The sequence below is a fragment of the Streptomyces sp. NPDC021096 genome, from assembly GCF_040641275.1.
In the GTDB taxonomy this organism is placed as follows: Bacteria; Actinomycetota; Actinomycetes; order Streptomycetales; family Streptomycetaceae; genus Streptomyces.
In genome coordinates, this window is record NZ_JBFADG010000001.1 from 611,191 (window position 1) to 634,038 (window position 22,848).

A 22,848-nucleotide genomic window follows, 5' to 3' on the forward strand; every position below is an offset into this window, starting at 1 on the left:
GCCCGCTGCCCGCTGCCCGCTGCCCGCTGCCCGCTGCCCGCTGCCCGCTGCCCGCTGCCCGCTGCCCGCTGCCCGCTGCCCGCTGCCCGCTGCCCGCCGCCCGCCGCCCGCATCGAAAGCGACCGGACCCGAAACCGCCCGGCTCCGGCCCTGCCGCGTCGACTTCCGCCTTGAGATATTTGGAAGAATCGCGAACACGGGGCAACGGGAGGACATGTGACGGCAATGGACCCGACCGGAACGGCCGGTCAGGCGGACGGATTCCGGGAGGCACGGGACTTTCTGCTCGCGCACCGCGAGGACTACGCGGCGGCGTACGAGGGCTTCGCCTGGCCCCGCCCCACCGCGTTCAACTGGGCCCTGGACTGGTTCGACGCCATCGCCCGGGACAACGACCGCACCGCCCTGTGGATCGTGGAGGAGGACGGCGACGAGAAGCGCCTGTCCTTCGACGCGCTGCGTCGCCGCTCGGACCGGCTCGCCAACTGGCTGCGCGAGCGGGGCGTACGCGCCGGGGACCGCCTCGTCGTCATGCTCGGCAACCAGGCGGAGCTGTGGGAGACCGCCCTCGCCGCGATGAAGCTGCGCGCCGTCGTCATCCCCGCCACACCCCTGCTGGGCCCCGCCGACCTCGCCGACCGCATCGAACGCGGCCGGGCCCGCCATGTGATCGTACGGGCCGAGGACACCGGCAAGTTCGCCGACGTGCCCGGCGACTACACCCGCATCGCGGTCGGTGCCGCGCCCGAGGGCTGGCTGGCGTACGGGGACCACGAACGCCACCCCGAGGAGACCTTCACCCCCGACGGCCCCACCCGTGCCGACGAACCCCTGCTGCTCTACTTCACCTCCGGCACCACCGCCCGCCCCAAGCTCGTCGAGCACACCCACATCTCGTACCCCATCGGTCACTTGTCGACCATGTACTGGATCGGGCTGCGGCCCGGCGACGTCCACCTCAACATCTCCTCGCCCGGCTGGGCCAAGCACGCCTGGTCCAACCTCTTCGCGCCCTGGAACGCCGAGGCCACCGTCTTCGTCCACAACTACACCCGCTTCGACGCGGCCCGCCTCATGGCCGAGATGGACCGCTGCGGCGTCACGAGCTTCTGCGCCCCGCCGACCGTGTGGCGGATGCTCATCCAGGCAGACCTCGGCGCACTGCGCACCCCGCCGCGCGAGGCGGTGGCCGCCGGGGAGCCCCTCAACCCCGAGGTGATCGAGACCGTGCGGCGGGCCTGGGGCGTCACCATCCGCGACGGCTTCGGGCAGACGGAGACCACCGTCCAGGTCGCCAACCCGCCCGGACAGCCGCTGAAGACCGGCTCCATGGGCCGCCCCAGCCCCGGCTTCACCGTCGCCCTCCTCGACCCGCACACCGGCGAGCCCGCCGACGAGGGCGAGATCGCCCTCGACCTGAGCACGCGCCCCGTCGGCCTGATGACCGGCTACGCGGGCGACGCCGACCGTACCGCCGAGGTCATGGCCGGCGGCTACTACCGCACCGGCGACATCGGCGCCCGCGACGCCGACGGCTACATCACCTACATCGGGCGCGCGGACGACGTCTTTAAATCCAGCGACTACAAGATCTCGCCCTTCGAGCTCGAGAGCGCCCTCCTCGAACACGAAGCCGTCGCCGAGGCCGCCGTCGTCCCCGCCCCCGACCCGCTGCGGCTGTCCGTGCCCAAGGCGTACGTCGTCCTCGCCGCCGGCTGGGAGCCGGGTCCGGACACCGCCAAGGCCCTGTTCGCCCACTCGCGGTCCGTGCTCGCCCCGTACAAGCGCGTCCGCCGGCTGGAGTTCGCCGAGCTGCCCAAGACCGTGTCCGGCAAGATCCGCCGCATCGAGCTGCGCGACCGCACCGCGCAGGGCGGCGGCACCGAGTACCGAGAGGAAGACCACCGGTGACCACCGTGAGCACACCCCCCGCCGCCCATGCGGCAGGCCCCACCGACACTCCGCTGCTCGACCACACCATCGGCGCCGATCTCGCCCGTACGGTCGGCCGGTTCGGCGACCGCGAGGCGCTCGTCGACGTCCAGGGCGGCCGGCGCTGGACGTACACGGAGTTCGGGCGGGCGGTGGAGGAGGTCGCGCTGGGCCTCCTGGCCAAGGGCGTGGCCAAGGGCGACCGGGTGGGGATCTGGGCCGTCAACTGCCCCGAGTGGGTCATGGTGCAGTACGCCACCGCCCGCATCGGCGCCGTCATGGTCAACGTCAACCCCGCCTACCGGGTGCACGAGCTCGAGTACGTGCTGCGCCAGGCGGGCATCAGCGTGCTTGTCTCCTCCCTCGAGTACCGCACGAGCGACTACCGCCGCATGGTCGAACAGGTTCGCGCCACCTGCCCGGACCTGCGCGACGTCGTCTACATCGGCGACCCCACCTGGGAGGGGCTCGTCCGCCTCGGCGCGGCCACCGACCCCGGCCGGCTCGCCGAGCGCGAGTCGCGGCTGCACTGCGACGACCCCGTCAACATCCAGTACACCTCCGGCACCACCGGCTTCGCCAAGGGCGCCACGCTCTCGCACCGCAACATCCTCAACAACGGTTACTTCGTGGGCGAGACCCTCGGCTACACCGAGCAGGACCGCATCGCCCTGCCCGTGCCCTTCTACCACTGCTTCGGCATGGTCATGGGCAACCTCGCGGCCACCTCGCACGGCGCCTGCATCGTCATCCCGGGCCCGTCCTTCGACGCCACGGCCGCGCTGCACGCCGTCGAGCGCGAGCGCTGCACCTCGCTGTACGGCGTGCCGACCATGTTCATCGCCGAGCTGGGCCTCGCCGACTTCGCCACGTACGACCTGTCCTCGCTGCGCACCGGCATCATGGCGGGCTCGCCGTGCCCCTCGGAGGTGATGAAGCGGGTCGTGACGGAGATGCACATGGCCGAGGTGGCCATCTGCTACGGGATGACCGAGACCTCCCCGGTCTCCACCCAGACCCGCCGCGACGACGACCTCGCCCGTCGCACGGGCACCGTCGGCACCGTGCTGCCGCACGTGGAGGTGAAGATCGTCGACCCGTCGACCGGCGCCACGGCCGGCCGTGGCGAGCCGGGCGAGCTGTGCACCCGCGGCTATTCGGTGATGCTCGGCTACTGGAACGACGCCGAGCGCACCGCCGACGTCATCGACGCCGACCGGTGGATGCACACCGGTGACCTCGCCGAGATGGACGAGGACGGCTACGTACGGATCGTCGGTCGCATCAAGGACATGATCATCAGGGGCGGGGAGAACGTCTACCCGCGCGAGATCGAGGAGTTCCTGCACGCCCACCCCAAGATCAGCGACGTACAGGTCATCGGCGTCCCCGACGAGAAGTACGGCGAGGAGATCATGGCCTGCGTCATCCTCAGCGACCCCGCCGAGACCCTCACGCGCGACGAGCTCGCCCGCTACTGCCGCGGCCGGCTCGCGCACTACAAGGTGCCGCGCCATCTTCGGGTGATGGAGGCCTTCCCCATGACCGTCAGCGGCAAGGTGCGCAAGGTGGAGCTGAGGCAGGAGGCGACGACGCTGCTGGACGCCGCGCCCGCGACGGTGGCCCAGCCGTAGCGGACGTGCGCGGGGCGGGCCGCGAGCGGCCCGCCCCGACACCCCCGTGTGGTTCCCCCCGTGATTCCCCCGTGGACGGGCCCGCGTTCCCCCGTGTCCCGCGGGCCCTGCGCCCAGTCTCCGCCCGCACGGCGCCAACCCGCCATGCGCGCGGGCGAGTTCAGAGCAAGAATTGAGCTTCGCGGTGCGCGCGGGCTTCAGCGCCGGCCGTGCCGCACCAGCTCGTCGGCCCAGTCGTTGAGGGCCTGCGGCGTGCCGGCCAGGTCCATCACGAACAGCGGAAGCCGGAGGTCGTCCGCACGGCAGCGGGCGTCGTGCGCATAGCCCGCCAGGGAGAAGCAGGCGGCGGCCGCCGATTCGAGGAGGCCGTGCAGCCACAGGCACTCGATGTCGCGCAGGGTGGTCGGCAGGGTCGTGGGATCGACGCGGGCGACCATGCCCGTGCCGCGCAGGTCCACCCCCGACGCCGTGGGCGCCGGGCAGTTCCCGGGGCGGCGTACGTCGCTGAAGCCGAGCCACCGCAGATAGCGCTCGGCGGCCATGACCGCGTCGCGCTCGGTGCGGATGGTCACCGGCCGGAAGGGCGGGCGCGAGGGGGTCCGGGGCGGCTGCGGCGCCTCCTCACCGGCCGGCCGCTCCGGTTCCGTCTCGCGCGGGGGCGGCACGGGCAGCCGTACGACCGTTCCGCAGGAGCAGCCGAACTCGGGACGCGGCCACTGGCCCTGGCGGTCGCAGGACGGGCAGCGCACCGCCACCCAGGAGTCGCGCCAGGTGCGGTGGGCCAATAACTCGGGTGTGGCATCGGGCAGTACGGGCACGGTCAGCGGGGCGCCGCACGCACAGGGGAAGGTGGGCGGGGTGAAGGAGTGCTCCCGGCGGCACGTGGGGCAGTGCACCGGCACGCTCTTGGCCATTTCGGCTCCAGCGAGGGGTCCGTAGGGGTTGTGGGGTACCCCATCGTCCACGATGCGGGGGCGGCCGGGGAGCGAATCGCCAAGGCGGGCGCGGGAGAAGGCCGGGCGGCGGCGCCGGGGGCGCGACCGGACAGGTGACGGCGCCACCGCCCGGGGTTCATGGTGCGGGTGTTACGGGAGTGGTTCGAATTCCCGTACGGAGTCGATGTCCGGGCCGTGCGGGGTGTTGGCCTCGCGCTCGATCATGATCTCGACCAGCACCGGGCGGGAGGTCGAGACGGCCTCCTTGCGGGCCCACTCGATCGCCGGCCGGATGTCCGCCGGATCGACGACCCGGCGCCCCGCGCAGCCGTACGCCCGCATCAGCGTGACGTGATCGGTGCCGGTCTCGTCGTAGTGGACGTCCACCTGGTAGTTCATGCCGTAACCGATCGAGGCCTGGCGGATCAGGCCCAGGTACTCGTTGTTCAGCATGATCAGCACGAACGGGACGTCGTACTGCGCCGCGACCGCCAGCTCCTCGACCGTGTACTGGAAGCCGTAGTCGCCGACGACGCCCACCACTTCCGTGTCGCCCCGGCCCATGCCCTGCAGCGCCTTCTTCACGCCGATCGCCGCCGGCACCTCCCAGCCCAGCGGGCCGGCCTGGCCGCACACCTGGTAGCGGCGGGGCAGATGCGCCTTCTGATGCTGGCCGCCCCAGATCTGGTAGAGGCCGATGGCGGTGACGAAGTAGGTGTCCGGGCCGAAGACCTCATTGATCTCCTTGTAGATCCGGGGCGCCTTGACGGGCACGGTGTCGAAGTCCTCGCGCCGGGTGAGGGTCCGCTTGAGCAGCCGGCAGCGCGCGGCCCAGGGCGCGACGTCGGGAGCCGCGCCGCGCGCCCGGGCCGCGTCCAGCAGCGCGGCGAGGAAGAGGCGTGCGTCGGAGACGATGCCCAGGTCCGGCTCGATGACCCTGCCGAGCTGGGTGGGCTCGACGTCCACGTGGACGAACGTGCGCGCGCCCCGGTACGTGGCGACCTCGGCGCCCGTGTGCCGGTCCCCGAAGCGGGCGCCGACGGCGAGCACGAAGTCCGACTCCAGGAACGAGGCGTTGGCGTACCGCTGCGAGGTCTGGATGCCGGTGGTGCCCATGTGGAGCTCGTGGTCGTCCTCGATGGCGCCCTTGCCCATCAGGGTGACCTGGAAGGGCACGCCCAGGTGCTCCACCAGCGCCCGCAGCTCGTCCGCCGCATCGGCGAGGATCACCCCGCCGCCGGCCAGGATCAGCGGCCGCTCGGCCACGAGCAGCAGGTCCAGGGCGGCCTCCACCCGGGGCGGGTGGGGTGCGACCGTACGGACGGGAAGCCGGGTGTCGGTCGTTGCGTCGTACTTGATCTCCCGCTGGGCGATGTCCACCGGGATGTCGATCAGTACGGGCCCGGGGCGGCCCTCGCGGGCGGTCCGGAACGCCTCACGGAAGATCCAGGGGATCTGCGCGGCCTCCTTGACCTGCACGGCCCACTTGGTGACGGGGCGTGCGACCGCGACGATGTCGACGGCCTGGAACGCCTCCTGGTGCAGCTTGGCCGAGACCGCCTGGCCGGTGACGCAGACCATGGGGATGGAGTCGGCGAAGGCGGTGTACAGGCCGGTGACGAGGTTGGTGCCACCGGGCCCGGAGGTGGCGAGGGCCACGCCGACCCGCCCGTTGGTGCGGGCCCAGCCGTCGGCCATGTGGGCCGCGCCCTCCTCGTGGCGGACGGTCAGGTGCTCGATGCCGCCGACCGCCTCCATGGCCTGGTACAGGGGCAGGATCGCGGCGCCGGGGCAGCCGAAGGCGATGTCGACGCCCTCGTCCTTCATGATGTGCACGGCCGCCTGCATGGCGGGCACGGTGGCGGCGCTCACGGCGTGATCCCCGACAGCCGCTCGACGCCCCGCAGGAGCGCCGAGTGGTCCAGGCCGCCGTCGCCCTGGGCGCGGGCGGCGGCCACCAGCGTCGCGACCACGCCGCCGAGGGGGAGTGAGGCGCCCACCTCGCGGGCGGCGGCGGTGACGATGCCCATGTCCTTGTGGTGCAGGTCGATGCGGAAGCCGGGGGCGAAGTCGCGGGTGAGGAAGTGGTGGCGCTTGCGGGTGAGCACGGCGGAGGCGGCGAGCCCGCCGCCCAGCACGTCCAGTGCGGCGGTGAGGTCGACGCCGGACTTCTCCAGGAACACCACGGCTTCCGCGCAGGCCTGGAGGTTCGCGGCGACGATCAGCTGGTTGGCCGCCTTGACGGTCTGGCCCGCCCCGTGGGGGCCGCAGTGCACGACGGTCGTGCCGAGGGCCTCGAAGAGGGGCCGGGCCTCGGCGAAGTCGGCCGCGTCGCCGCCGGCCATGATGGACAGGCTCCCCTCGACGGCCCCGGCCTCGCCGCCCGACACGGGCGCGTCCAGGACACGTATCCGGTGCGCGGCGGCGGCCCGCGCCAGCTCGACGGAGGTCCGCGGGGTGATGGAGGACATGTCGACGAAGAGGGTGCCGGGGGCGGCGTTGGCCAGGACGCCGTCGTCGCCGTGGGCGACGGCGGTGACGTGCGGGTCGGCGGGGACCATGGTGACGACGACGTCGGCACCGCGGACCGCGTCCCGCACGGAGGCCGCGGGGGTGCCGCCGTGGGCGGCGAGGCGGTCGAGCTTGTGGCGTTCGAGGGTGTATCCGGTGAGCGGGTAGCCGGCCTTGAGGAGGTTCTCGGCCATGGGGGAGCCCATGATGCCGAGGCCTATCCAGGCGATGCGGGGGAGGGGTGGCATGGGGGTTCCTTTCGGGGTGGTCGGGGGCTCCGCCCCCGGACCCCCGCTCGCGCGTCAGCGCGGTCCGGGGGGCCGGGGGAGGGGCCGGGGCGTCAGAAGTCGGTGAGCCAGCGGAAGGCGTCCGCGCCCGCGGCCCGGTATTCGAGGCCGACCGGTCCGTCGTACCCGGCCTCGCGCAGTCGCGGCAGCAGCTCCGCGAAGTCCAGGGACCCGGTGCCCGGTGCCCCCCGCCCGGGCGCATCCGCGATCTGGACGTGGCCGGCCCGGCGCGCGTACCGGGCGACGACCTCGCCCAGGTCCGCGCCGCCCATGGCGAGGTGGTACAGGTCCAGCAGCAGCCGCGCGTTCCCCAGCCCCGTCGTCGCGTTGACCTTGTCGACGACCTCGACGGCTGCCGCCGCGTCCGTCAGCGGATACCGCGGCGATTCCACGGCGTTGAGCGCCTCGACCAGCAACGTCGCCCCCACCCGGTCCGCGGCTCGCGCCGCGAGGGCGAGGTTCTCCAGGGCGAGCGCGTCCTGGACCTGGGCCGGTACGCCCTCGACGCGGTTGCCGTACAGCGCGTTGAGGGCCCGGCAGCCCAGCGACCCGGCGAAGTCGGCGGCGACGTCGAGGTTGGCGCGGAAGCGCTCCGATTCCGCGCCCGGCACGGACAGCGCGCCCCGGTCCGGGCCCGGCAGCAGGCCCGCGTAGAAGTTCAGCCCGACCAGTTGCGTCCCCGCCCGGGTCAACGCGTCGCCGAGCGCGGCCAGTTCGTCGTCGGGCGGCACCGGCGTGCCCGGCCACGGCCACCACAGCTCCACCGCCGTGAAGCCGGCCGCCGCCGCTGCCGCGGGCCGCTGGAGGAGCGGCAGCTCCGTGAAGAGGATCGAGAGGTTCACATCGAAGCGGTGATCGGAGAGGCCCATCGGGGTCGACTCAGCTCCTTCCGCTGGAGATTCCATGATGCGGAAAAATGATTTCGTTGTGAGGAAAAGGCTGCCGTCGCCTCCGCGGCCCTGTCAAGAGCCCCTGTCCGCTCGGCTCTTGGGGGCAGTACGTTGACCCGGTGCGATTGAGAGTGGAGTTCACGACCGAGCCCTTCGACCTCGACGAGCCGCCGCCGCACGCCGTGGCGGCCCGCGAGGTCGTGCAGGGCGCGGGGCTGGACGCCGTCGACGTCGGCCCGTTCGGCAACACCGTCGAAGGCGGGGCCGACGCCGTCCTGACGGCGCTGGACGCACTGCTGCGCGCGTCCCTCGGGGCCGGCGCCACACGGGTGTCGCTACAGGTCAACGTCGTGCCCGGGGCCACGGAAGGCAGCGGCGGATGAGCGAGGACGCGTTCCGCGCCGCCGTCAGGCCGCTCGTCGACGCCCTGGGCGGGCAGCTCCTCGAGCCGGATCAGGCCGGGGCCGACGACGTCGTCCTCTCCTGGGAGGGGCGCGAGGTGGTGGCCGTACGGCTTCCGCACCTGGCCGACTCGCTCGAGCGCATCCTGGCCGACCTGGAGCGCCGCCACGGCGTGCCGCTCGCCGAACTCGACCGCAAGACCAAGCAGTCGGTCGTGCGGAACCTGGAGGCGCGGGGCGCCTTCACGCTGCGCCACGGCGTGGAGACCGTCGCCGCCGCGCTCGGCGTCAGCCGCTTCACGGTCTACAACTACCTCAATCGCGATTAGCTTTTTCAACAAACTGTTGACGCGGTGTTCCTCAGGGCGTTAGCTATGCGCAGCTCATCCGAGCGCAGCGACAAGCGCCACGGAGGTTGCCGTGACTGCGAGTTCGACGCCGGGCCTCGCCCGGTTCAACGCGGCCGAGGAGCATACGGCCCGGTCCGCCCTGCACGAGATCTGCGCCAGCACCGCATGGGGGAACGGCATCCTCGCCGGGCGCCCCTACCGTGACGCCGGGGAACTGCTGACCGCGAGCGACACCGCCGTCGCCGCCCTGGGCCCGGCCGATCTGGCCGAGGCCATGGCCGCCCACCCGCCCATCGGCCGGCCGGCCCCCGGCGACCCCGTCTCCGCCCGCGAGCAGCGCGGCATGGCGAACGCCCCCGACCGCGTCAGAGCCGGGATGCTCGAACTCAACCTGGCCTACCAGGAGAAGTTCGGGCACGTCTTCCTGATCTGCGCCACCGGCCTGACGGCCGAACAGATGTATGACGCCATCCGTAACCGGATCGACAACCCCCCGGAACGCGAGCGCGAGATCGTTCGCGGGGAGCTGGGCAGGATCAACCGCATCCGGCTGGCCCGGCTCGCCGTACAGCCCGTGCCCGTAGAGGAAGGAGCGGACCGCACATGAGCACCGCGACGACCGCGTCGGTGTCCACGCACGTCCTGGACACCTCCGCCGGACGCCCCGCCACCGGTATCGCGGTGGAGCTGTCCGTCCGCGACCGCGGCGGCTGGAGCGTGCTCGGCACGTCGAGGACCGACACGGACGGGCGCTGCGCCGATCTGCCCGCACTGCCGCCGGCGGGCACCCGTGCGCGCCTGCGCTTCGACGTCGAGCCCCACCTTTCCCCCCGGCGGGCCGGGGGCACGGCCTTCTTCCCGGAGGTGACGGTCACCTTCGCCGTCGTCCCGGGCGAGCACTACCACGTGCCCCTGCTGCTCAGCCCGTTCGGCTACTCCGTATACCGAGGGAGCTAGCACCGTGATCCTTGGGCAGAACCAGTACGGCAAGGCGGAGAGCCACGTCGTCAGAATCGTCCGCGACGGCGCCACGCACCACATCAAGGACCTCAACGTCTCCGTCGCCCTCTCCGGCGACATGGAAGAGGTCCACCTCTCCGGTTCCAACGCCAACGTCCTCACCACCGACGCCACCAAGAACACCGTCTTCGCCTTCGCCAAGGAACACGGCGTCGACTCCGCCGAGCAGTTCGGCATCCACCTGGCCCGGCACTTCGTGACCAGCCAGGACTCGATCCGCACCGCCCGCATCCGCATAGAGGAGCACGCCTGGGAGCGCATCGGCGTCCCCGGCCCCAAGCAGCACTCCTTCGTCCGCCGCGGCCAGGAGACCCGTACCGCGCAGATCACCTTCGACGGCCGTGCGTGGCAGATCGTCTCCGGGCTCAAGGACCTCGTCGTGCTCAACTCCACCGACTCGGAGTTCCACGGCTACGTCAAGGACCGCTACACCACCCTCCCCGAGACCCGCGACCGGGTCCTCGCCACCGAGGTGAACGCCCGCTGGCGCCACGCCTGGACCGGCGACGCCACCGATCCCGGGCCCACCGACTGGGACCGCTCCTACGAAGGAGCGCGCGAACACCTGCTGGCCGCCTTCGCCGACACCTACTCGCTCTCGCTGCAGCAGACGCTCTACCAGATGGGCTCGCGCGTCATCGACCAGTGCCCCGGCATCGACGAGATACGGCTGTCCCTGCCCAACAAGCACCACTTCCTCGCCGACCTCTCGCCGTTCGGCCTCGAGAACGACAACGAGGTCTACTACGCGGCCGACCGCCCCTACGGCCTCATCGAGGCGACCGTCCTGCGCGACGGCGCCGACCCCGGCATACCGGCCGACCTGACGAACCTCTGAGGACACCCACAAGGACGACGACCCCGAAGGACACCGCACCCATGCCAGCACCCCCCTCGGCCTCCCGCGTCGTCATCGAGAACTGCGCCGTCGCGACCGTCGACGCGAGCGACACCGAGTACGACCGCGGCCACATCGTCGTCAACGGCACCACCATCGAATCCGTCGGCCCGGGGCCCGCGCCCGCCGGCCTCACGGACGTCGTGCGCCGCGTCGACGGCACCGGGCACCTTGCCACCCCCGGCCTCGTCAACACCCACCACCACTTCTACCAATGGCTCACCCGCGGCCTCGCCCAGGACTCCCACCTCTTCGACTGGCTCGTCGCCCTCTACCCCGTCTGGGCCCGCATCGACGAGCCCATGGTGTACGCGGCCGCGCGCGGCTCCCTCGCCATGATGGTCCGCGGCGGCGTCACCACCGCCATGGACCACCACTACGTCTTCCCCCGCGGCGCCGGCGACCTCCTCGGCGCGGAGATCCGCGCCGCCCGCGAGCTGGGCGTACGGTTCAGCCCCACCCGGGGCTCCATGGACCGCGGCGCCTCGGCCGGCGGACTGCCCCCGGACTTCGCCGTCGAGACCACCGAGGCCGCGCTCCTGGCCACCGAGGAGGCCATCGACACCCACCACGACCCCTCCTTCGGCTCGATGCTGCGCATCGGTGTCGCCCCCTGCTCGCCGTTCTCCGTCTCCACCGAGCTGCTGCGCGAGTCCGCCGCGCTCGCCCGCCGCAAGGGCGTACGGCTGCACACGCACGGCTCGGAGACCGTGGAGGAGGAGCGGTTCTGCAAGGAGCTGTTCGGCATGGGGCCGACGGACTACTTCGAGTCCACCGGCTGGCTCGGCGAGGACGTCTGGATGGCCCACTGCGTCCACATGAACGACGCCGACATCGCGGCCTTCGCCCGCACCGGCACCGGCGTGGCGCACTGCCCTTCCTCCAACGCCCGGCTCGGCGCCGGCACCGCCCGCGTCCCCGCGATGCTCGGCGCGGGCGTCCCCGTGGGCCTCGGCGTCGACGGCACCGCCTCCAACGAGTCCGGCGAACTCCACACCGAGCTGCGCAACGCCCTCCTCGTCCACCGGCTCGCCGGCGGCGGGAAGGCCCTGAACGTCCGTCAGGCACTGCGACTGGGCACCCACGGCGGCGCCCGCGTCCTGGGCCGGGCCGAGGAGATCGGCTCGCTGGAGCCCGGCAAGCTCGCCGACCTGGTGCTGTGGAAGCTCGACGGCCTCGGCCACTCCACCATCGCCGACCCCGTCGCCGCCCTGGTCCTCGGCGCACCCGCGCCCGTCACCCTCTCCCTCGTGGGCGGCGCCCCCGTCGTCGAGGACGGCCGGCTGGTCACCGCGGACGAGGAGACCATCGCCCGCGAGGCCCGCGCCGAGGCCCGCCGCCTGGCCGAGATCGCCGCCGACGCCGGCTGATCCGCCGGGCCCGCCGGACCCGCCGAGGGGGACGGCCCTCGGCGGCCGGGCCGGGGCGCGGCGAACCGCCCGCGCCCCGGCCCTTCCTCACCCCCACCGACAGGAGGAACCGCCGTGGTCATGGCGCCCAGGCCCACCGGCGGGCCACAGCCGGCCACCGCCGGGGACGGCGGCGACGCCCACCCCGTGGACCGGCTGCCCCGGCCCGCACAACTTCTCACGGGCGGCTTCCAGCACGTGGCCGCCAGCTACGCCGGAGTGGTCGCCCCGCCGCTGGTCGTCGGCGCGTACGTCGGGCTCTCCCCGGTGGAGATCACCTTCCTGGTCGGGGCGAGCCTGTTCACGGCCGGCATCGCCACGCTCCTGCAGACCGTGGGGCTGTGGAAGGTCGGCGCCCGGCTGCCGTTCGTCAACGGCGTCTCCTTCGCCGGCGTCGCGCCGATGCTGGCCGTCGCCGACGCCCAGGCCGACCGCCGGGACGCGCTGCCCGTCATCTACGGAGCCGTCATCGTGGCCGGCGTGCTGGGCTTCCTGCTCGCCCCCTCCTTCTGCAAACTCGTCCGCTTCTTCCCGCCCGTCGTCAGCGGCACCGTCATCACCCTCATCGGCATCACCCTCCTGCCCGTCTCCTTCGGCTGGATCCAGGGCGGCCATCCGGAGCGCCCCGCCTCGCTCACCAACCTCGGCCTGGCCGGGGCGACCCTGGCCGTCGTGCTGGCCCTGCGCCGGCTGCTCAGGGGCTTCCTGCAGCAGATCGCGATCCTGCTCGGACTGGTGGCCGGCACCCTCCTCGCCGTACCGGCCGGGGCCGTCGACACCACCGCCACCCGCCACGCGGCCCTCGTCGGCTTCCCCACCCCCTTCCACTTCGGCGCCCCGCACTTCGCCCTGCCGGCCATCGTCTCGATGTGCGTCCTGATGCTCGTCTGCATGACCGAGAGCACCGCCGACATGCTCGCCCTCGGCGAGATCGTCGACCGTGAGGCGGACGAGAAGGTCATCGCCGCCGGCCTGCGCGCCGACACCCTCGGCACCGCGCTCAGCCCGCTCTTCAACGGCTTCGCCAACAGCGCCTTCGCACAGAACATCGGCCTGGTCGCCCTCACCCGCGTCCGCAGCCGCTTCACCGTGGCCGCGTGCGGCCTGATGTTCGTCCTGCTCGGCCTGAGCCCGGTGTTCGCCTCCCTCATCGCCCTCGTGCCCCAGCCGGTGCTCGGCGGCGCGGGCATCGTCCTCTTCGGCACCGTCGCGGCCAGCGGCATCAACGTGCTGCGCACCGCCGGCCTCGACCGCGGCGACAATCTGCTGATCGCCGCCACCTCGCTCGGCGTGGGCCTGGTCCCGGTGGTCTCCCGCACCTTCTACGACAACGCGGCCATCCCCGAGACCCTGAAGATCATCCTGGACTCGGGCGTCAGCGCGGGCTGCCTGACGGCCGTGGTGCTCAACCTGGCCTTCCACCACGTGGGACGACGACCGCCGGCCGCCGCTCCCCGGTGACGACGCGCAGACGACCGCGCCTCGGCCGTCCCGGCGCACCACTACGCCACAATCGGCACGAATAACACCCATTCGTACCGAAAGGCGCCGTCGTGGAGCAGGAACCGCCGGAGGCGAACCACGAGGAGGAGGCGAGCCCCGAGGAGAAGAAGCCCGGCTTCGTCTTCCCCAGCGCGCTGACCGTCCTCGCGGTGGTGACGCTCCTCGTCTGGGCGCTCACCTTCGTCATCCCCTCCGGCGCCTACGACCGCGACGCCGACGGCGACCCGGTCCAGGGCACCTATCACCGCGCGTTCGCCCCCGGCGGCCTGGCGCACCGGCTCGGCGACCTCTTCCTGGCCCCCGTCAACGGCCTCTACGGCGTGCGCGACCTGAAGACGGGCGAGGTGGCGCCGGACGCGGTCGGCGCGCTGTACGGCAGTGCCGGGGTCTTCCTCTTCGTCCTGGCGATCGGCGCGTTCATCACCGTCGTCTTCGCCACCGGCGCCCTCGACCGCGGCATCGAGCGGCTCGCCCACCGGCTCCGCGACCGCGGGGCGCTGCTCATCGCCGGCGTGATGACCGTCTTCTCGCTCCTGGGCACCGTGGAGGGCTTCGCGGAGGAGACGCTGGGGTTCTACGGACTGCTGGTACCGCTGATGCTGGCGCTCGGCTACGACCGGATGGTCGCCACCGGCACGATCATCCTCGGCGCGGGCATCGGAGTGCTCGCCTCCACCGTCAACCCGTTCGCCACCGGCGTCGCCTCCTCGGCCGCCGGCATCTCGCTGGGCGACGGCATCGTGCTGCGCTTCGTGATGTGGGTGGTGCTCACGGGGGTGGCCATCGTCTACGTCGTGCGGTACGCGAGCAGGGTGCGGGCCGAACCGGACCGCTCACTGGTCGGCTTCCTGGAGGGGGACCGCGAGCTCGCCGCCCAGGCGGTCGAGCCGCCGGAGCTCACGGGCCTGCAGAAGGGCGTGCTCGTGATGGTCGCGGCCGTCTTCGCCTTCATGATCTTCTCGGTCATCCCCTGGGCGAGCGCCCTGTCGGGCAAGGCCGACGCCACGCCCTACACCTGGGAACTGGGCTGGTCCTTCGCGCAGTTGGCGGCCCTGTTCATCGTCGCGGCCCTGCTGGTCGGGCTGGTCGCCCGGCTGGGCGAGCAGAAGCTGAGCGCCACCATCGTGCAGGGCGCGGCGGACTTCATCGCACCCGCGCTGGTGATCGTCCTCGCCCGCGGCGTCACCGTCATCATGACGAACGCGATGGTCATCGACACCGTGCTGCACGCCGTCGAGGGCGCGGTCACCGGCACCCCGCCGGTGGCCTTCGCGATCCTGGTGTACGTCGTGAACCTGCCGCTGGCCTTCCTGATCCCCTCCACCTCCGGCCACGCCACCCTCGCGATGCCGATCCTGGCGCCGCTGGCGGAGTTCGCGCACGTCTCGCGCGCGGTGGTGGTCACGGCCTGGCAGTCGGCCAGCGGCTGGATGAACCTGTGGGTGCCGACCACCGCCGTGGTGGTCGGCGGGGTGTCGCTGGCGAAGGTCGGCTACGACCGGTACCTGCGGTTCGTATGGCCGCTGCTGCTGATCCTGGCCGTGCTGATCTGCGGCTTCGTGGCGCTGGGCGCGGCCCTGACGTGACGGGGACCGGGCCTCGCCGCGCTCGTTCACGGCCGCCCGGGGATCCGCTGTGGGCCGTCAGGGGTAAATGAGCCGGCGTTCCTCCGCGCCTCCCGCAGGACCGCCCGTACCGCGGTGAACAATCGCGATCGCCGCAGCGGCCGGGCGCAGATGCCGACGCGCGGGCGTGTCTCAGCGATGCCGAGGGGAACGACGATGGACGCAGCAGGACATCCGCACCGCAGGGCGTTGCTCACCGGCGGTCTCGTGGCCGTCGCGGCCGCGCTCACGGGGTGCTCCTCGAACGGCGCCCCGAAGAGCGCCCCGAAGTCGGCGGACGCCGCCCCCAAGGCGACGACGGCGCCGCCCGCTCCGCGTCCCACCACGGCCAAGGAGGCCTTCGCGCGGCTGATGGACGGCAACAAGCGCTGGGTGAACGGAAACCTCCAGCACCCCGACCGCGATCCCACCCGGCGCGAGCTCGTGGCGCAGTCGCAGGAGCCGTACGGGGTGGTCCTCTCGTGCATCGACTCCCGCGTGCCGCCCGAGCTCCTCTTCGACACCGGCCTCGGTGACCTCTACGTACTGCGCACCGGCGCACAGACCGTCGGCCCGGTGGTCACCGGTTCCGTCGAGTACGGGCCCATGACGAGCGGCACCCCGCTGATCGTCGTCCTCGGGCACCAGCGCTGCGGGGCCGTGGAGTCGTCGTACAAGGCGATGCGCGAGGACGAGGCGCTGCCCGGCAACCTGAACGCGATCGCCGAGGCGCTGCGGCCGGCGTACGAGCGGACCATCAAGCGTCCCGGCGCGGACCCGGTCGACACCATGGCCCGCAACCAGGCCCGGATGACCGCGGCCGACCTGCGCACCAACAAGGACCTCGCCCCGCTGGTGAAGAAGCGCTCCCTTGCCGTGGTCAGCGCCTACTACTCGCTCGACACCGGGAAGGTGGAGGTCCTGACCGGCGCGCCCTAGTCGCCCTCCCGGTCGAGGAGTTCGTACGCCGGCAGCGTGAGGAAGTCGGCGTAGTCCTCGTCGAGGGCGACCTTCAGCAGCAGGTCGTGGGCCTGCTGCCAGGCGCCGGTCGCCGTGCGGACGGCCGCGAGCTCCTCGGCGGCGACCTCGCGGACCAGCCGGCCCGTGACCTTCTCGCCGGTGTCGAGCACGACGCCCGCGTCGACCCACTGCCAGATCTGGGAACGGGAGATCTCCGCCGTGGCCGCGTCCTCCATGAGGTTGAAGATGGCGACCGCGCCCAGGCCCCTCAGCCACGCCTCGATGTAGCGGATGCCGACCTGGACGGCGTTGCGCAGGCCCGCGGCGGTCGGCCTGGCCTCCAGGGTGTCGACCGCGATGAGCTGTTCGGCCGTCACCTCGACGTCCTCGCGCAGCCGGTCCTTCTGGTGCGGCCGGTCGCCGAGCACCGCGTCGAAGCAGGCGCGCGCGACCGGGACCAGGTCGGGGTGGGCGACCCAGGAGCCGTCGAAGCCGTCGCCCGCCTCCCGCCTCTTGTCGGCCCGGACCTTCTCCAGGGCGACCTCGTTGACCTCGGGGTCCCTGCGGGAGGGGATGAACGCGGCCATGCCCCCGATCGCGTGGGCGCCGCGCCGGTGACAGGTGCGCACCAGCAGCTCGGTGTACGCGCGCATGAACGGAGCCGTCATGGTCACGGCGTTGCGGTCGGGAAGGACGAACTTCTCGCCCCCGTCACGGAAGTTCTTGATGAGGGAGAAGAGGTAGTCCCAGCGGCCCGCGTTGAGCCCCGAGGCGTGCTCGCGCAGCTCGTGGAGGATCTCCTCCATCTCGTACGCGGCGGTGATCGTCTCGATGAGGACGGTGGCCCGGACCGTGCCCCGCTCCACGCCCACGTAGTCCTGCGCGAAGACGAAGACCTCGTTCCACAGCCGCGCCTCGAGGTGCGACTCGGTCTTGGGGAGGTAGAAGTACGGCCCCTTGCCCAGGTCGAGCAGGCGCCGGGCGTTGTGGAAGAAGTAGAGGCCGAAGTCGGCGAGGGCGCCGGGCAGGGGGCGGCCGTCGACGGTGATGTGCCGCTCGTCGAGGTGCCAGCCGCGCGGGCGCATGACGACCGTGGCGAGCTCCGCGGCGGGCCCGAGCGCGTACGTCCGGCCCTCGGGGGAGGTGAAGTCGATGCGGCGCTCGTAGGCGTCGATGAGGTTGAGCTGGCCGCTCACGACATTGCGCCAGGTGGGGGAGGAGGCGTCCTCGAAGTCGGCGAGCCAGACACGGGCGCCGGAGTTGAGGGCGTTGATCGTCATCTTGCGGTCGTCGGCGGGGCCGGTGATCTCCACGCGCCGGTCCTCCAGCGCGGCGGGGGCCGGCGCCACCCGCCAGTCGGGGTCCGCGCGGACGCCGGCGGTCTCCGGGAGGAAGTCCAGCCGGCCGGTGCGGGCGATCTCGGCGCGGCGCGTGGCACGGCGGGCCAGCAACTCGTCGCGGCGCGGGGTGAAGCGGCGGTGCAGCGCGGCGAGGAAGGCGAGGGCCGCGTCGGTGAGCAGCTCCTCCTGCCGCTCCACGTGCGGGGCGTCGACGACTGCGGGCGGGGAAGACGCTGGTGCGGACATGGGCTGTCACTCCTTCAGCGGGCGGTGCGGTGCCCGGCGGGCCGCCGGGGTGGACCGGTCATGGCGGACGTGACGCGTGGGCGTGGCGCATGGCACACGGTGCCGCGTGAGTGGAGACTATTTTCCTCATAGTGGAAGTTCAAGGGCTCATTCCAGCAACGCGAGATCCTCCGGGGTGTCGATGTCGTCCGGTGCCGCGATGTCCGCGCACTCCACCAGCACGACGGCGTCGGCGTGTTGGCGCAAGTACGCCCGCGCCCCCTGGTCGCCGCCGGCCGCCCGTGCCACTCCTTCCCAGTGCTCCCGCCCGAACAGCACCGGATGCCCGCGCTCGCCCCCGTACGCCGCCGCCACCAGCTGCGCCCCCTCCCGGCGCGCGGCGAGCAGCCGCGCCACCGCCCGTGCGCCGATGCGCGGTTGGTCGACCAGCATCACCAGCGCAGCCGTCGCATCCGTGACGGACGTCAGGGACGCGAGGCCGGCCCGCAGGGACGAGCCCATGCCCTCGGCCCAGCGCGGGTTGTCCACGAGGACGACCCCTGGCGGGAGCCGGCCGAGCCGCTCCCGCACCTCCGCCGCCCCCGCACCCAACACCACGTGCACCGTCGCACAGCCGCCCTCGCGCATCTCCCGCATCGCACGCTCCACCAGAAGCCGGCCGTCCGCGCACTCCAGCAGTGCCTTGGGCCGCCCCCCGAGCCGCCGTCCGCCGCCCGCCGCCAGCAACAGGCCCGCCACCGGCGCCCGTTTCGCACTCATGTCCGTCGCTGTTGCCATAGCCCCTGCATACCGCATGCGTGTCCTGATGTGCGCCGGACGTCAGTTCGTCACTCGTACGTGAACGCGCGGCCTGAATTTCGCTGTGCGTGTGGCGCGTCGCACGGAAAGTGGCGTTAACTGATCCGCGCGAGCGAGCGTGTGGGAGGGGGAAATCCGTGGCGGAAGGCGCCGTTGTGGTGGCAGAGGAGCGAGCGGACCGTTCCGGCGAAGAGCCGGATCCGAGAGCGGACGAGCTGGGCGCGGCGGTGTCCCGGCTGCGCCGGGCGCTGGCCGGGCATCCCGCCGTCTTACCGGACCGGGACGTGGCCGAGGACGAACTGGCCGCCCTGGACGCGATGGCGCGCGCCGGTGCGACGGACGTCTCCCGGCTGTGCCGCTCCCTGCTGCTGGTCGCTGGAGCGGTGGGTTCCGTCAGCGCCCTGGCCCCCGCCCTCGGCGACGTGCGCGCGGCGGTCGAGCGCTTCGGCGGGCTGCCGGGCGAAGCGCCCGAGCGCGTGCCCGGCGGCGAGCCGGGCCAGGTGCCGGACGACGCGTCCGGTGCGGCCCCGGGCGGGGCCGGCCTGCCGCGCCCCCGCGGGGGCGGCTGACGCCCCCTCCGGTCAGAGGGTGGGTCCGGGACCGGATTCAGACGGAGGGAGCCGCGCCGGCGAGGGCCACGGACAGCTCCGCGGCGACCTCCCGCAGCAGCGGCACGATCCGCTCCGTGGCGGCCTCCGTGACCCGGCCCGCCGGACCCGAGACGGAAATGGCCGCCGACGTGGGGGAGTCGGGCACGGGGACCGCCAGGCAGCGCACCCCGATCTCCTGCTCGTTGTCGTCCATCGCGAAGCCCGTCTCGCGCACCCGGGCCAGCTCCTCCAGGAAGCCGTCGGGCGTGGTGATCGTCTTGTCGGTCGCGGCCGGCATGCCCGTACGGGCCAGGAGGGCGCGGACCTCGTCGTCGGGCGACTGGGCGAGCAGCGCCTTGCCGACGCCCGTGGAGTGCGGCAGCACGCGCCGGCCGACCTCGGTGAACATCCGCACCGAGTGCCGCGAGGGCACCTGCGCCACATAGACCACCTCGTCGCCGTCGAGCAGCGCCATGTTGGCGGTCTCGCCGGTCTCGTCCACCAGCCGGGCCAGGTGCGGGCGGGCCCAGGTGCCCAGCAACCGGGCGGAGCTCTCGCCGAGCCGGATCAGCCGGGGGCCCAGTGCGTACCGCCGGTTGGGCTGCTGGCGGACGTAGCCGCAGGCCACCAGCGTGCGCATCAGCCGGTGGATGGTGGGCAGCGGCAGTCCGCTGCTCGCCGACAGCTCGCTCAGTCCGACCTCGCCGCCGGCGTCGGCCATCCGCTCGAGCAGGTCGAAGGCGCGCTCGAGGGACTGGACGCCGCCGCTGGTCGGGGCGGTTCGGGGCTCGGCGGGGGGCACGGCGCTCCTTCCGGGACAGGTGGCAGCAGCCTACCGGCCACCGCCGGAGCACCAGGCCGGTTTCTGTTGCGTGAAATCCGCATTCCGTGCAGTGAAAGGGTCTTGACCGGGGTCGGGTGGCGACTGAAGACTGCCCGCATCGTTCGTTCAACACTTCGTTGAAGTTCAGGGGTTCAGGAATTCGGTGATTCGGGCTGTCGGGAGGCCGCGGCGTGGACCGGAACGTAGAGCTGATCCTGCGATCGACGCGGGTCGTCCTGCCCGGGGGCACGGGCCCCGCGGCCGTCGCCGTGGCGGACGGGCGGATCGCCGCCGTCCTGCCGCACGGGGAGCCGGCCCCGCCCACGGCCGTCGTCGAGGACCTCGGGGACGACGTGCTGCTGCCCGGGCTCGTCGACACCCATGTGCACGTGAACGACCCCGGTCGCAGCGAGTGGGAGGGCTTTCGCAGCGCCACCCGTGCCGCGGCAGCCGGGGGCGTCACCACCCTCGTCGACATGCCCCTCAACAGCCTCCCGCCCACCACCACCGTGGCCGGACTACGGGCCAAGCGGGCCGCAGCCCGCGCCGGGGTGCACACCGACGTCGGCTTCTGGGGCGGCGCGCTGCCCACCAACCTCGCCGACCTGCGGCCGCTGCACGACGCCGGGGTCTTCGGCTTCAAGTCCTTCCTCTCGCCCTCCGGCGTCGAGGAGTTCCCGCACCTGAGCCGGTCCGACCTCGATGCCGTGGCCCGCCGGGCCGCCGCCCTCGGCGCCCTGCTGATCGTGCACGCCGAGGACCCGCACCACCTCGAGGGCGCACCGCAGCGCGGCGGCGCGCGCTACGCCGACTTCCTCGCCTCCCGTCCCCGCGCCGCCGAGAACGAGGCCGTCGGCGCGCTCCTCGCCGCCGCCCGCCGGCACGGCACACGCGTGCACGTCCTGCACCTGTCCTCCGCCGACGCGCTGCCCGCGCTCGCCGCCGCCCGGGCCGAGGGCCTGCCCGTCACCGTCGAGACCTGCCCGCACTTCCTGACCCTGACGGCCGAGGAAGTGCCCGACGGCGCCACCGAGTTCAAATGCTGCCCGCCCATCCGCGAGGCGGCCAACCAGGACGCGCTCTGGGCGGCGCTGGCCGACGGGACCGTCGACTGCGTGGTCTCCGACCACTCGCCCTGCACCGCCGACCTCAAGGTGCCCGACTTCGCCAGGGCGTGGGGCGGCATCTCCTCCCTCCAGCTGGGCCTGCCCGCCGTGTGGACCGCGGCCCGGCGGCGCGGGCACACCCTGCACGACGTGGCCCGCTGGATGGCCGGCGCCCCCGCCGCGCTGGCGGGCCTGGCCGCCAAGGGCACCATCGCACCGGGGAAGGACGCCGACTTCGCCGTCCTCGCCCCCGACGAGACCTTCACGGTCGACCCCGCCGCGCTCCACCACCGCAACCCCGTCACCGCCTACGCGGGCCGGACCCTGCGGGGGGTCGTACGGTCCACCTGGCTGCGCGGCCGCAAGATCGCCGACCATGGCACCCCCCTGACCGAACCCACCGGCCGACTCCTGGAGCGCGCATGAGCACGAGTGGCATACCCGGCAACTCCGCTTCCACCGGCACCTTCTTCACCGGCACCCCCTTCACCGGCACCTCCTTCACCGGCGACGCGGAGCCCTACTCCGGCGGCGACCCCTACGCCGACTACCGGACGGCCCCCCTCTCCGGCCTGCCCTTCACCCGTCTCCCCGACCTCGCCGACCGGCGGCTCGGCGCCGGTGTGATCGCCGCCAACGACGAGTTCTTCGCCGAGCGCGAGAACCTCATCGAGCCGGGCCCCGCCCGCTTCGACCCCCACCACTTCGGGCACAAGGGCAAGGTCATGGACGGCTGGGAGACCCGCCGCCGGCGCGGCACCGGCGCCGAGCGCCCGCACCCCGCGGACGAGGACCACGACTGGGCGCTGATCCGGCTCGGCGTACCGGGCGTCGTCCACGGCATCGTCGTCGACACCGCCCACTTCCGGGGCAACCACCCCCAGTCCGTCAGCGTCGAGGCCACCGCGCTGCCCGGCACCCCGTCGCCGCGCGAACTGCTCGCCGACGACGTGACGTGGACGACCCTCGTCCCGCGCACCCCCGTCGGCGGCCACGCCGCCAACGGCTTCCGCGTCGAGTGCCGGCAGCGCTTCACCCACCTGCGGCTCAACCAGCACCCCGACGGCGGCATCGCCCGGCTGCGCGTCCACGGCGAGGCCGCCCCCGACCCGGTCTGGCTCGCGGCGCTGGGCACCTTCGACCTCGCCGCCCTGGAGAACGGCGGGCACGTCGAGGACGCCTCGGACCGTTTCTACTCCTCGCCGGACAACAGCATCCACCCCGGCCGCTCCCGCAAGATGGACGACGGCTGGGAGACGCGCCGCCGTCGCGACAGAGGCCACGACTGGGTGCGCTACCGCCTCACCGGCCAGTCGGTCCTACGGGCCGTCGAGATCGACACCGGCTGCTACAAGGGCAACGCGGCGGGCTGGGCCGCCCTGTCCGTGCTCGACGCCACCACGGGAGCCGACCCCGCCGACCACACCACGGGCTGGAGCGAGCTGCTGCCGCGCACCCGCCTGCAGCCCGACACCGTCCACCGCTTCCCGCTGGCCGAAGCCCCCACCGCCACGCACGTACGGATCGACATCTACCCCGACGGGGGCATCGCCCGCCTGCGCGTCCACGGCTCGCTGACCGAGGAGGGCGCGGGACGGCTGCGGCTCTGAG

Annotated in this window: 21 protein-coding genes; 14 read left to right on the forward strand and 7 right to left on the reverse strand. The window is 73.0% G+C overall.

Annotated elements, in window-relative coordinates; genetic code table 11:
- The first annotated feature begins 225 nt into the window (after nt 1-225).
- The gene (locus tag AB0G59_RS02845; protein ID WP_360907255.1) at nt 226-1,911 is read left to right on the forward strand and encodes an AMP-binding protein; all 1,686 of its coding nucleotides are present in this window, start codon (nt 226-228) and stop codon (nt 1,909-1,911) included.
- 5 nt (nt 1,912-1,916) lie between these two features.
- Entirely contained in the window at nt 1,917-3,566 is a 1,650-nt protein-coding gene (locus tag AB0G59_RS02850; RefSeq protein ID WP_360907257.1) for an AMP-binding protein, read from the forward strand.
- Nucleotides 3,567-3,763: 197 nt separating this feature from the next.
- Here the strand turns inward: AB0G59_RS02850 and AB0G59_RS02855 are convergent, their stop codons facing one another.
- The 4 genes from AB0G59_RS02855 to AB0G59_RS02870 form a co-directional block, all read right to left on the reverse strand.
- Nucleotides 3,764-4,480, reverse strand: coding sequence for a hypothetical protein (locus AB0G59_RS02855; RefSeq protein WP_360907259.1), 717 nt, complete (start codon nt 4,478-4,480; stop codon nt 3,764-3,766).
- 171 nt (nt 4,481-4,651) lie between these two features.
- Entirely contained in the window at nt 4,652-6,349 is a 1,698-nt protein-coding gene (gene gcl, locus AB0G59_RS02860) for a glyoxylate carboligase (protein ID WP_360907578.1), read from the reverse strand.
- Nucleotides 6,350-6,369: 20 nt separating this feature from the next.
- Nucleotides 6,370-7,260, reverse strand: coding sequence for a 2-hydroxy-3-oxopropionate reductase (locus tag AB0G59_RS02865; protein WP_360907261.1), 891 nt, complete (start codon nt 7,258-7,260; stop codon nt 6,370-6,372).
- A gap of 92 nt (nt 7,261-7,352) precedes the next feature.
- Nucleotides 7,353-8,168, reverse strand: a complete 816-nt coding sequence (locus AB0G59_RS02870) for a TIM barrel protein (RefSeq protein WP_360907263.1) — start codon at nt 8,166-8,168, stop codon at nt 7,353-7,355.
- Between the two features lie 140 nt (nt 8,169-8,308).
- On the opposite strand from AB0G59_RS02870, the gene AB0G59_RS02875 reads away from it, so the two are divergent.
- The 9 genes from AB0G59_RS02875 to AB0G59_RS02915 all read left to right on the forward strand — a co-directional run bounded on the left by AB0G59_RS02875 (nt 8,309) and on the right by AB0G59_RS02915 (nt 16,313).
- A complete protein-coding gene (locus tag AB0G59_RS02875; protein ID WP_360907265.1) occupies nt 8,309-8,572 on the forward strand; it encodes a hypothetical protein in 264 nt (87 codons plus the stop codon).
- Nucleotides 8,569-8,919, forward strand: a complete 351-nt coding sequence (locus AB0G59_RS02880; RefSeq protein WP_360907267.1) for a helix-turn-helix domain-containing protein — start codon at nt 8,569-8,571, stop codon at nt 8,917-8,919. Before AB0G59_RS02875 ends, AB0G59_RS02880 begins: the two co-directional genes overlap by 4 nt.
- Nucleotides 8,920-9,010: 91 nt before the next feature.
- Complete coding sequence (uraD, locus tag AB0G59_RS02885; protein WP_360907269.1) at nt 9,011-9,547, forward strand: 2-oxo-4-hydroxy-4-carboxy-5-ureidoimidazoline decarboxylase; 537 nt, start codon at nt 9,011-9,013, stop codon at nt 9,545-9,547.
- A complete protein-coding gene (gene uraH / locus AB0G59_RS02890; protein WP_360907271.1) occupies nt 9,544-9,897 on the forward strand; it encodes a hydroxyisourate hydrolase in 354 nt (117 codons plus the stop codon). Before uraD ends, uraH begins: the two co-directional genes overlap by 4 nt.
- Before the next feature lie 4 nt (nt 9,898-9,901).
- Nucleotides 9,902-10,798 (forward strand): factor-independent urate hydroxylase, encoded by an 897-nt coding sequence (gene pucL, locus AB0G59_RS02895; protein WP_360907273.1) that lies wholly within the window; start codon nt 9,902-9,904, stop codon nt 10,796-10,798.
- 41 nt (nt 10,799-10,839) lie between these two features.
- The gene (locus AB0G59_RS02900; RefSeq protein WP_360907275.1) at nt 10,840-12,228 is read left to right on the forward strand and encodes an 8-oxoguanine deaminase; all 1,389 of its coding nucleotides are present in this window, start codon (nt 10,840-10,842) and stop codon (nt 12,226-12,228) included.
- A 120-nt stretch (nt 12,229-12,348) separates the two neighbouring features.
- Nucleotides 12,349-13,728 carry a nucleobase:cation symporter-2 family protein gene (locus AB0G59_RS02905; protein WP_360907277.1) on the forward strand — a complete coding sequence of 460 codons (1,380 nt, stop codon included), beginning with the start codon at nt 12,349-12,351 and terminating at the stop codon, nt 13,726-13,728.
- A gap of 92 nt (nt 13,729-13,820) precedes the next feature.
- On the forward strand, nt 13,821-15,356 hold the full coding sequence (locus tag AB0G59_RS02910; RefSeq protein ID WP_360907279.1) for a YfcC family protein: 1,536 nt from the start codon (nt 13,821-13,823) through the stop codon (nt 15,354-15,356).
- 195 nt (nt 15,357-15,551) lie between these two features.
- The gene (locus AB0G59_RS02915) at nt 15,552-16,313 is read left to right on the forward strand and encodes a carbonic anhydrase (protein WP_360907281.1); all 762 of its coding nucleotides are present in this window, start codon (nt 15,552-15,554) and stop codon (nt 16,311-16,313) included.
- On the opposite strand, the gene aceB is transcribed toward AB0G59_RS02915, so the two are convergent.
- Both aceB and AB0G59_RS02925 read right to left on the reverse strand, forming a co-directional pair.
- Nucleotides 16,310-17,920, reverse strand: a complete 1,611-nt coding sequence (gene aceB, locus AB0G59_RS02920; protein WP_360907283.1) for a malate synthase A — start codon at nt 17,918-17,920, stop codon at nt 16,310-16,312. The genes AB0G59_RS02915 and aceB overlap by 4 nt on opposite strands.
- Nucleotides 17,921-18,067: 147 nt before the next feature.
- Entirely contained in the window at nt 18,068-18,697 is a 630-nt protein-coding gene (locus tag AB0G59_RS02925) for a nucleotidyltransferase family protein (RefSeq protein ID WP_360907285.1), read from the reverse strand.
- Between the two features lie 179 nt (nt 18,698-18,876).
- Here AB0G59_RS02925 and AB0G59_RS02930 point away from each other — a divergent pair, with 179 nt between their 5' ends.
- Nucleotides 18,877-19,287, forward strand: a complete 411-nt coding sequence (locus tag AB0G59_RS02930) for a DUF5955 family protein (RefSeq protein WP_360907287.1) — start codon at nt 18,877-18,879, stop codon at nt 19,285-19,287.
- A 37-nt stretch (nt 19,288-19,324) separates the two neighbouring features.
- On the opposite strand, the gene AB0G59_RS02935 is transcribed toward AB0G59_RS02930, so the two are convergent.
- Nucleotides 19,325-20,110, reverse strand: a complete 786-nt coding sequence (locus AB0G59_RS02935; protein WP_360907289.1) for an IclR family transcriptional regulator — start codon at nt 20,108-20,110, stop codon at nt 19,325-19,327.
- A 212-nt stretch (nt 20,111-20,322) separates the two neighbouring features.
- Between AB0G59_RS02935 and allB the strand changes: the two genes are divergently transcribed.
- The gene (gene allB / locus AB0G59_RS02940) at nt 20,323-21,663 is read left to right on the forward strand and encodes an allantoinase AllB (RefSeq protein WP_360907291.1); all 1,341 of its coding nucleotides are present in this window, start codon (nt 20,323-20,325) and stop codon (nt 21,661-21,663) included.
- Complete coding sequence (gene alc, locus AB0G59_RS02945; protein ID WP_360907293.1) at nt 21,660-22,847, forward strand: allantoicase; 1,188 nt, start codon at nt 21,660-21,662, stop codon at nt 22,845-22,847. The genes allB and alc overlap by 4 nt, the downstream gene beginning before the upstream one ends.
- Nucleotide 22,848: the final 1 nt, after the last annotated feature.

Coding starts and splice junctions, on each gene's coding strand:
- AB0G59_RS02845 (WP_360907255.1), top strand. CDS start 226: ATGGACCCGACCGGAACGGCCGGTCAGGCGGACGGATTCCGGGAGGCA.
- AB0G59_RS02855 (WP_360907259.1), bottom strand. CDS start 4,480: ATGGCCAAGAGCGTGCCGGTGCACTGCCCCACGTGCCGCCGGGAGCAC.
- gcl (WP_360907578.1), bottom strand. CDS start 6,349: ATGCAGGCGGCCGTGCACATCATGAAGGACGAGGGCGTCGACATCGCC.
- AB0G59_RS02865 (WP_360907261.1), bottom strand. CDS start 7,260: ATGCCACCCCTCCCCCGCATCGCCTGGATAGGCCTCGGCATCATGGGC.
- AB0G59_RS02870 (WP_360907263.1), bottom strand. CDS start 8,168: ATGGGCCTCTCCGATCACCGCTTCGATGTGAACCTCTCGATCCTCTTC.
- AB0G59_RS02880 (WP_360907267.1), top strand. CDS start 8,569: ATGAGCGAGGACGCGTTCCGCGCCGCCGTCAGGCCGCTCGTCGACGCC.
- uraH (WP_360907271.1), top strand. CDS start 9,544: ATGAGCACCGCGACGACCGCGTCGGTGTCCACGCACGTCCTGGACACC.
- AB0G59_RS02900 (WP_360907275.1), top strand. CDS start 10,840: ATGCCAGCACCCCCCTCGGCCTCCCGCGTCGTCATCGAGAACTGCGCC.
- AB0G59_RS02905 (WP_360907277.1), top strand. CDS start 12,349: ATGGCGCCCAGGCCCACCGGCGGGCCACAGCCGGCCACCGCCGGGGAC.
- AB0G59_RS02915 (WP_360907281.1), top strand. CDS start 15,552: ATGGACGCAGCAGGACATCCGCACCGCAGGGCGTTGCTCACCGGCGGT.
- aceB (WP_360907283.1), bottom strand. CDS start 17,920: ATGTCCGCACCAGCGTCTTCCCCGCCCGCAGTCGTCGACGCCCCGCAC.
- AB0G59_RS02925 (WP_360907285.1), bottom strand. CDS start 18,697: ATGGCAACAGCGACGGACATGAGTGCGAAACGGGCGCCGGTGGCGGGC.
- alc (WP_360907293.1), top strand. CDS start 21,660: ATGAGCACGAGTGGCATACCCGGCAACTCCGCTTCCACCGGCACCTTC.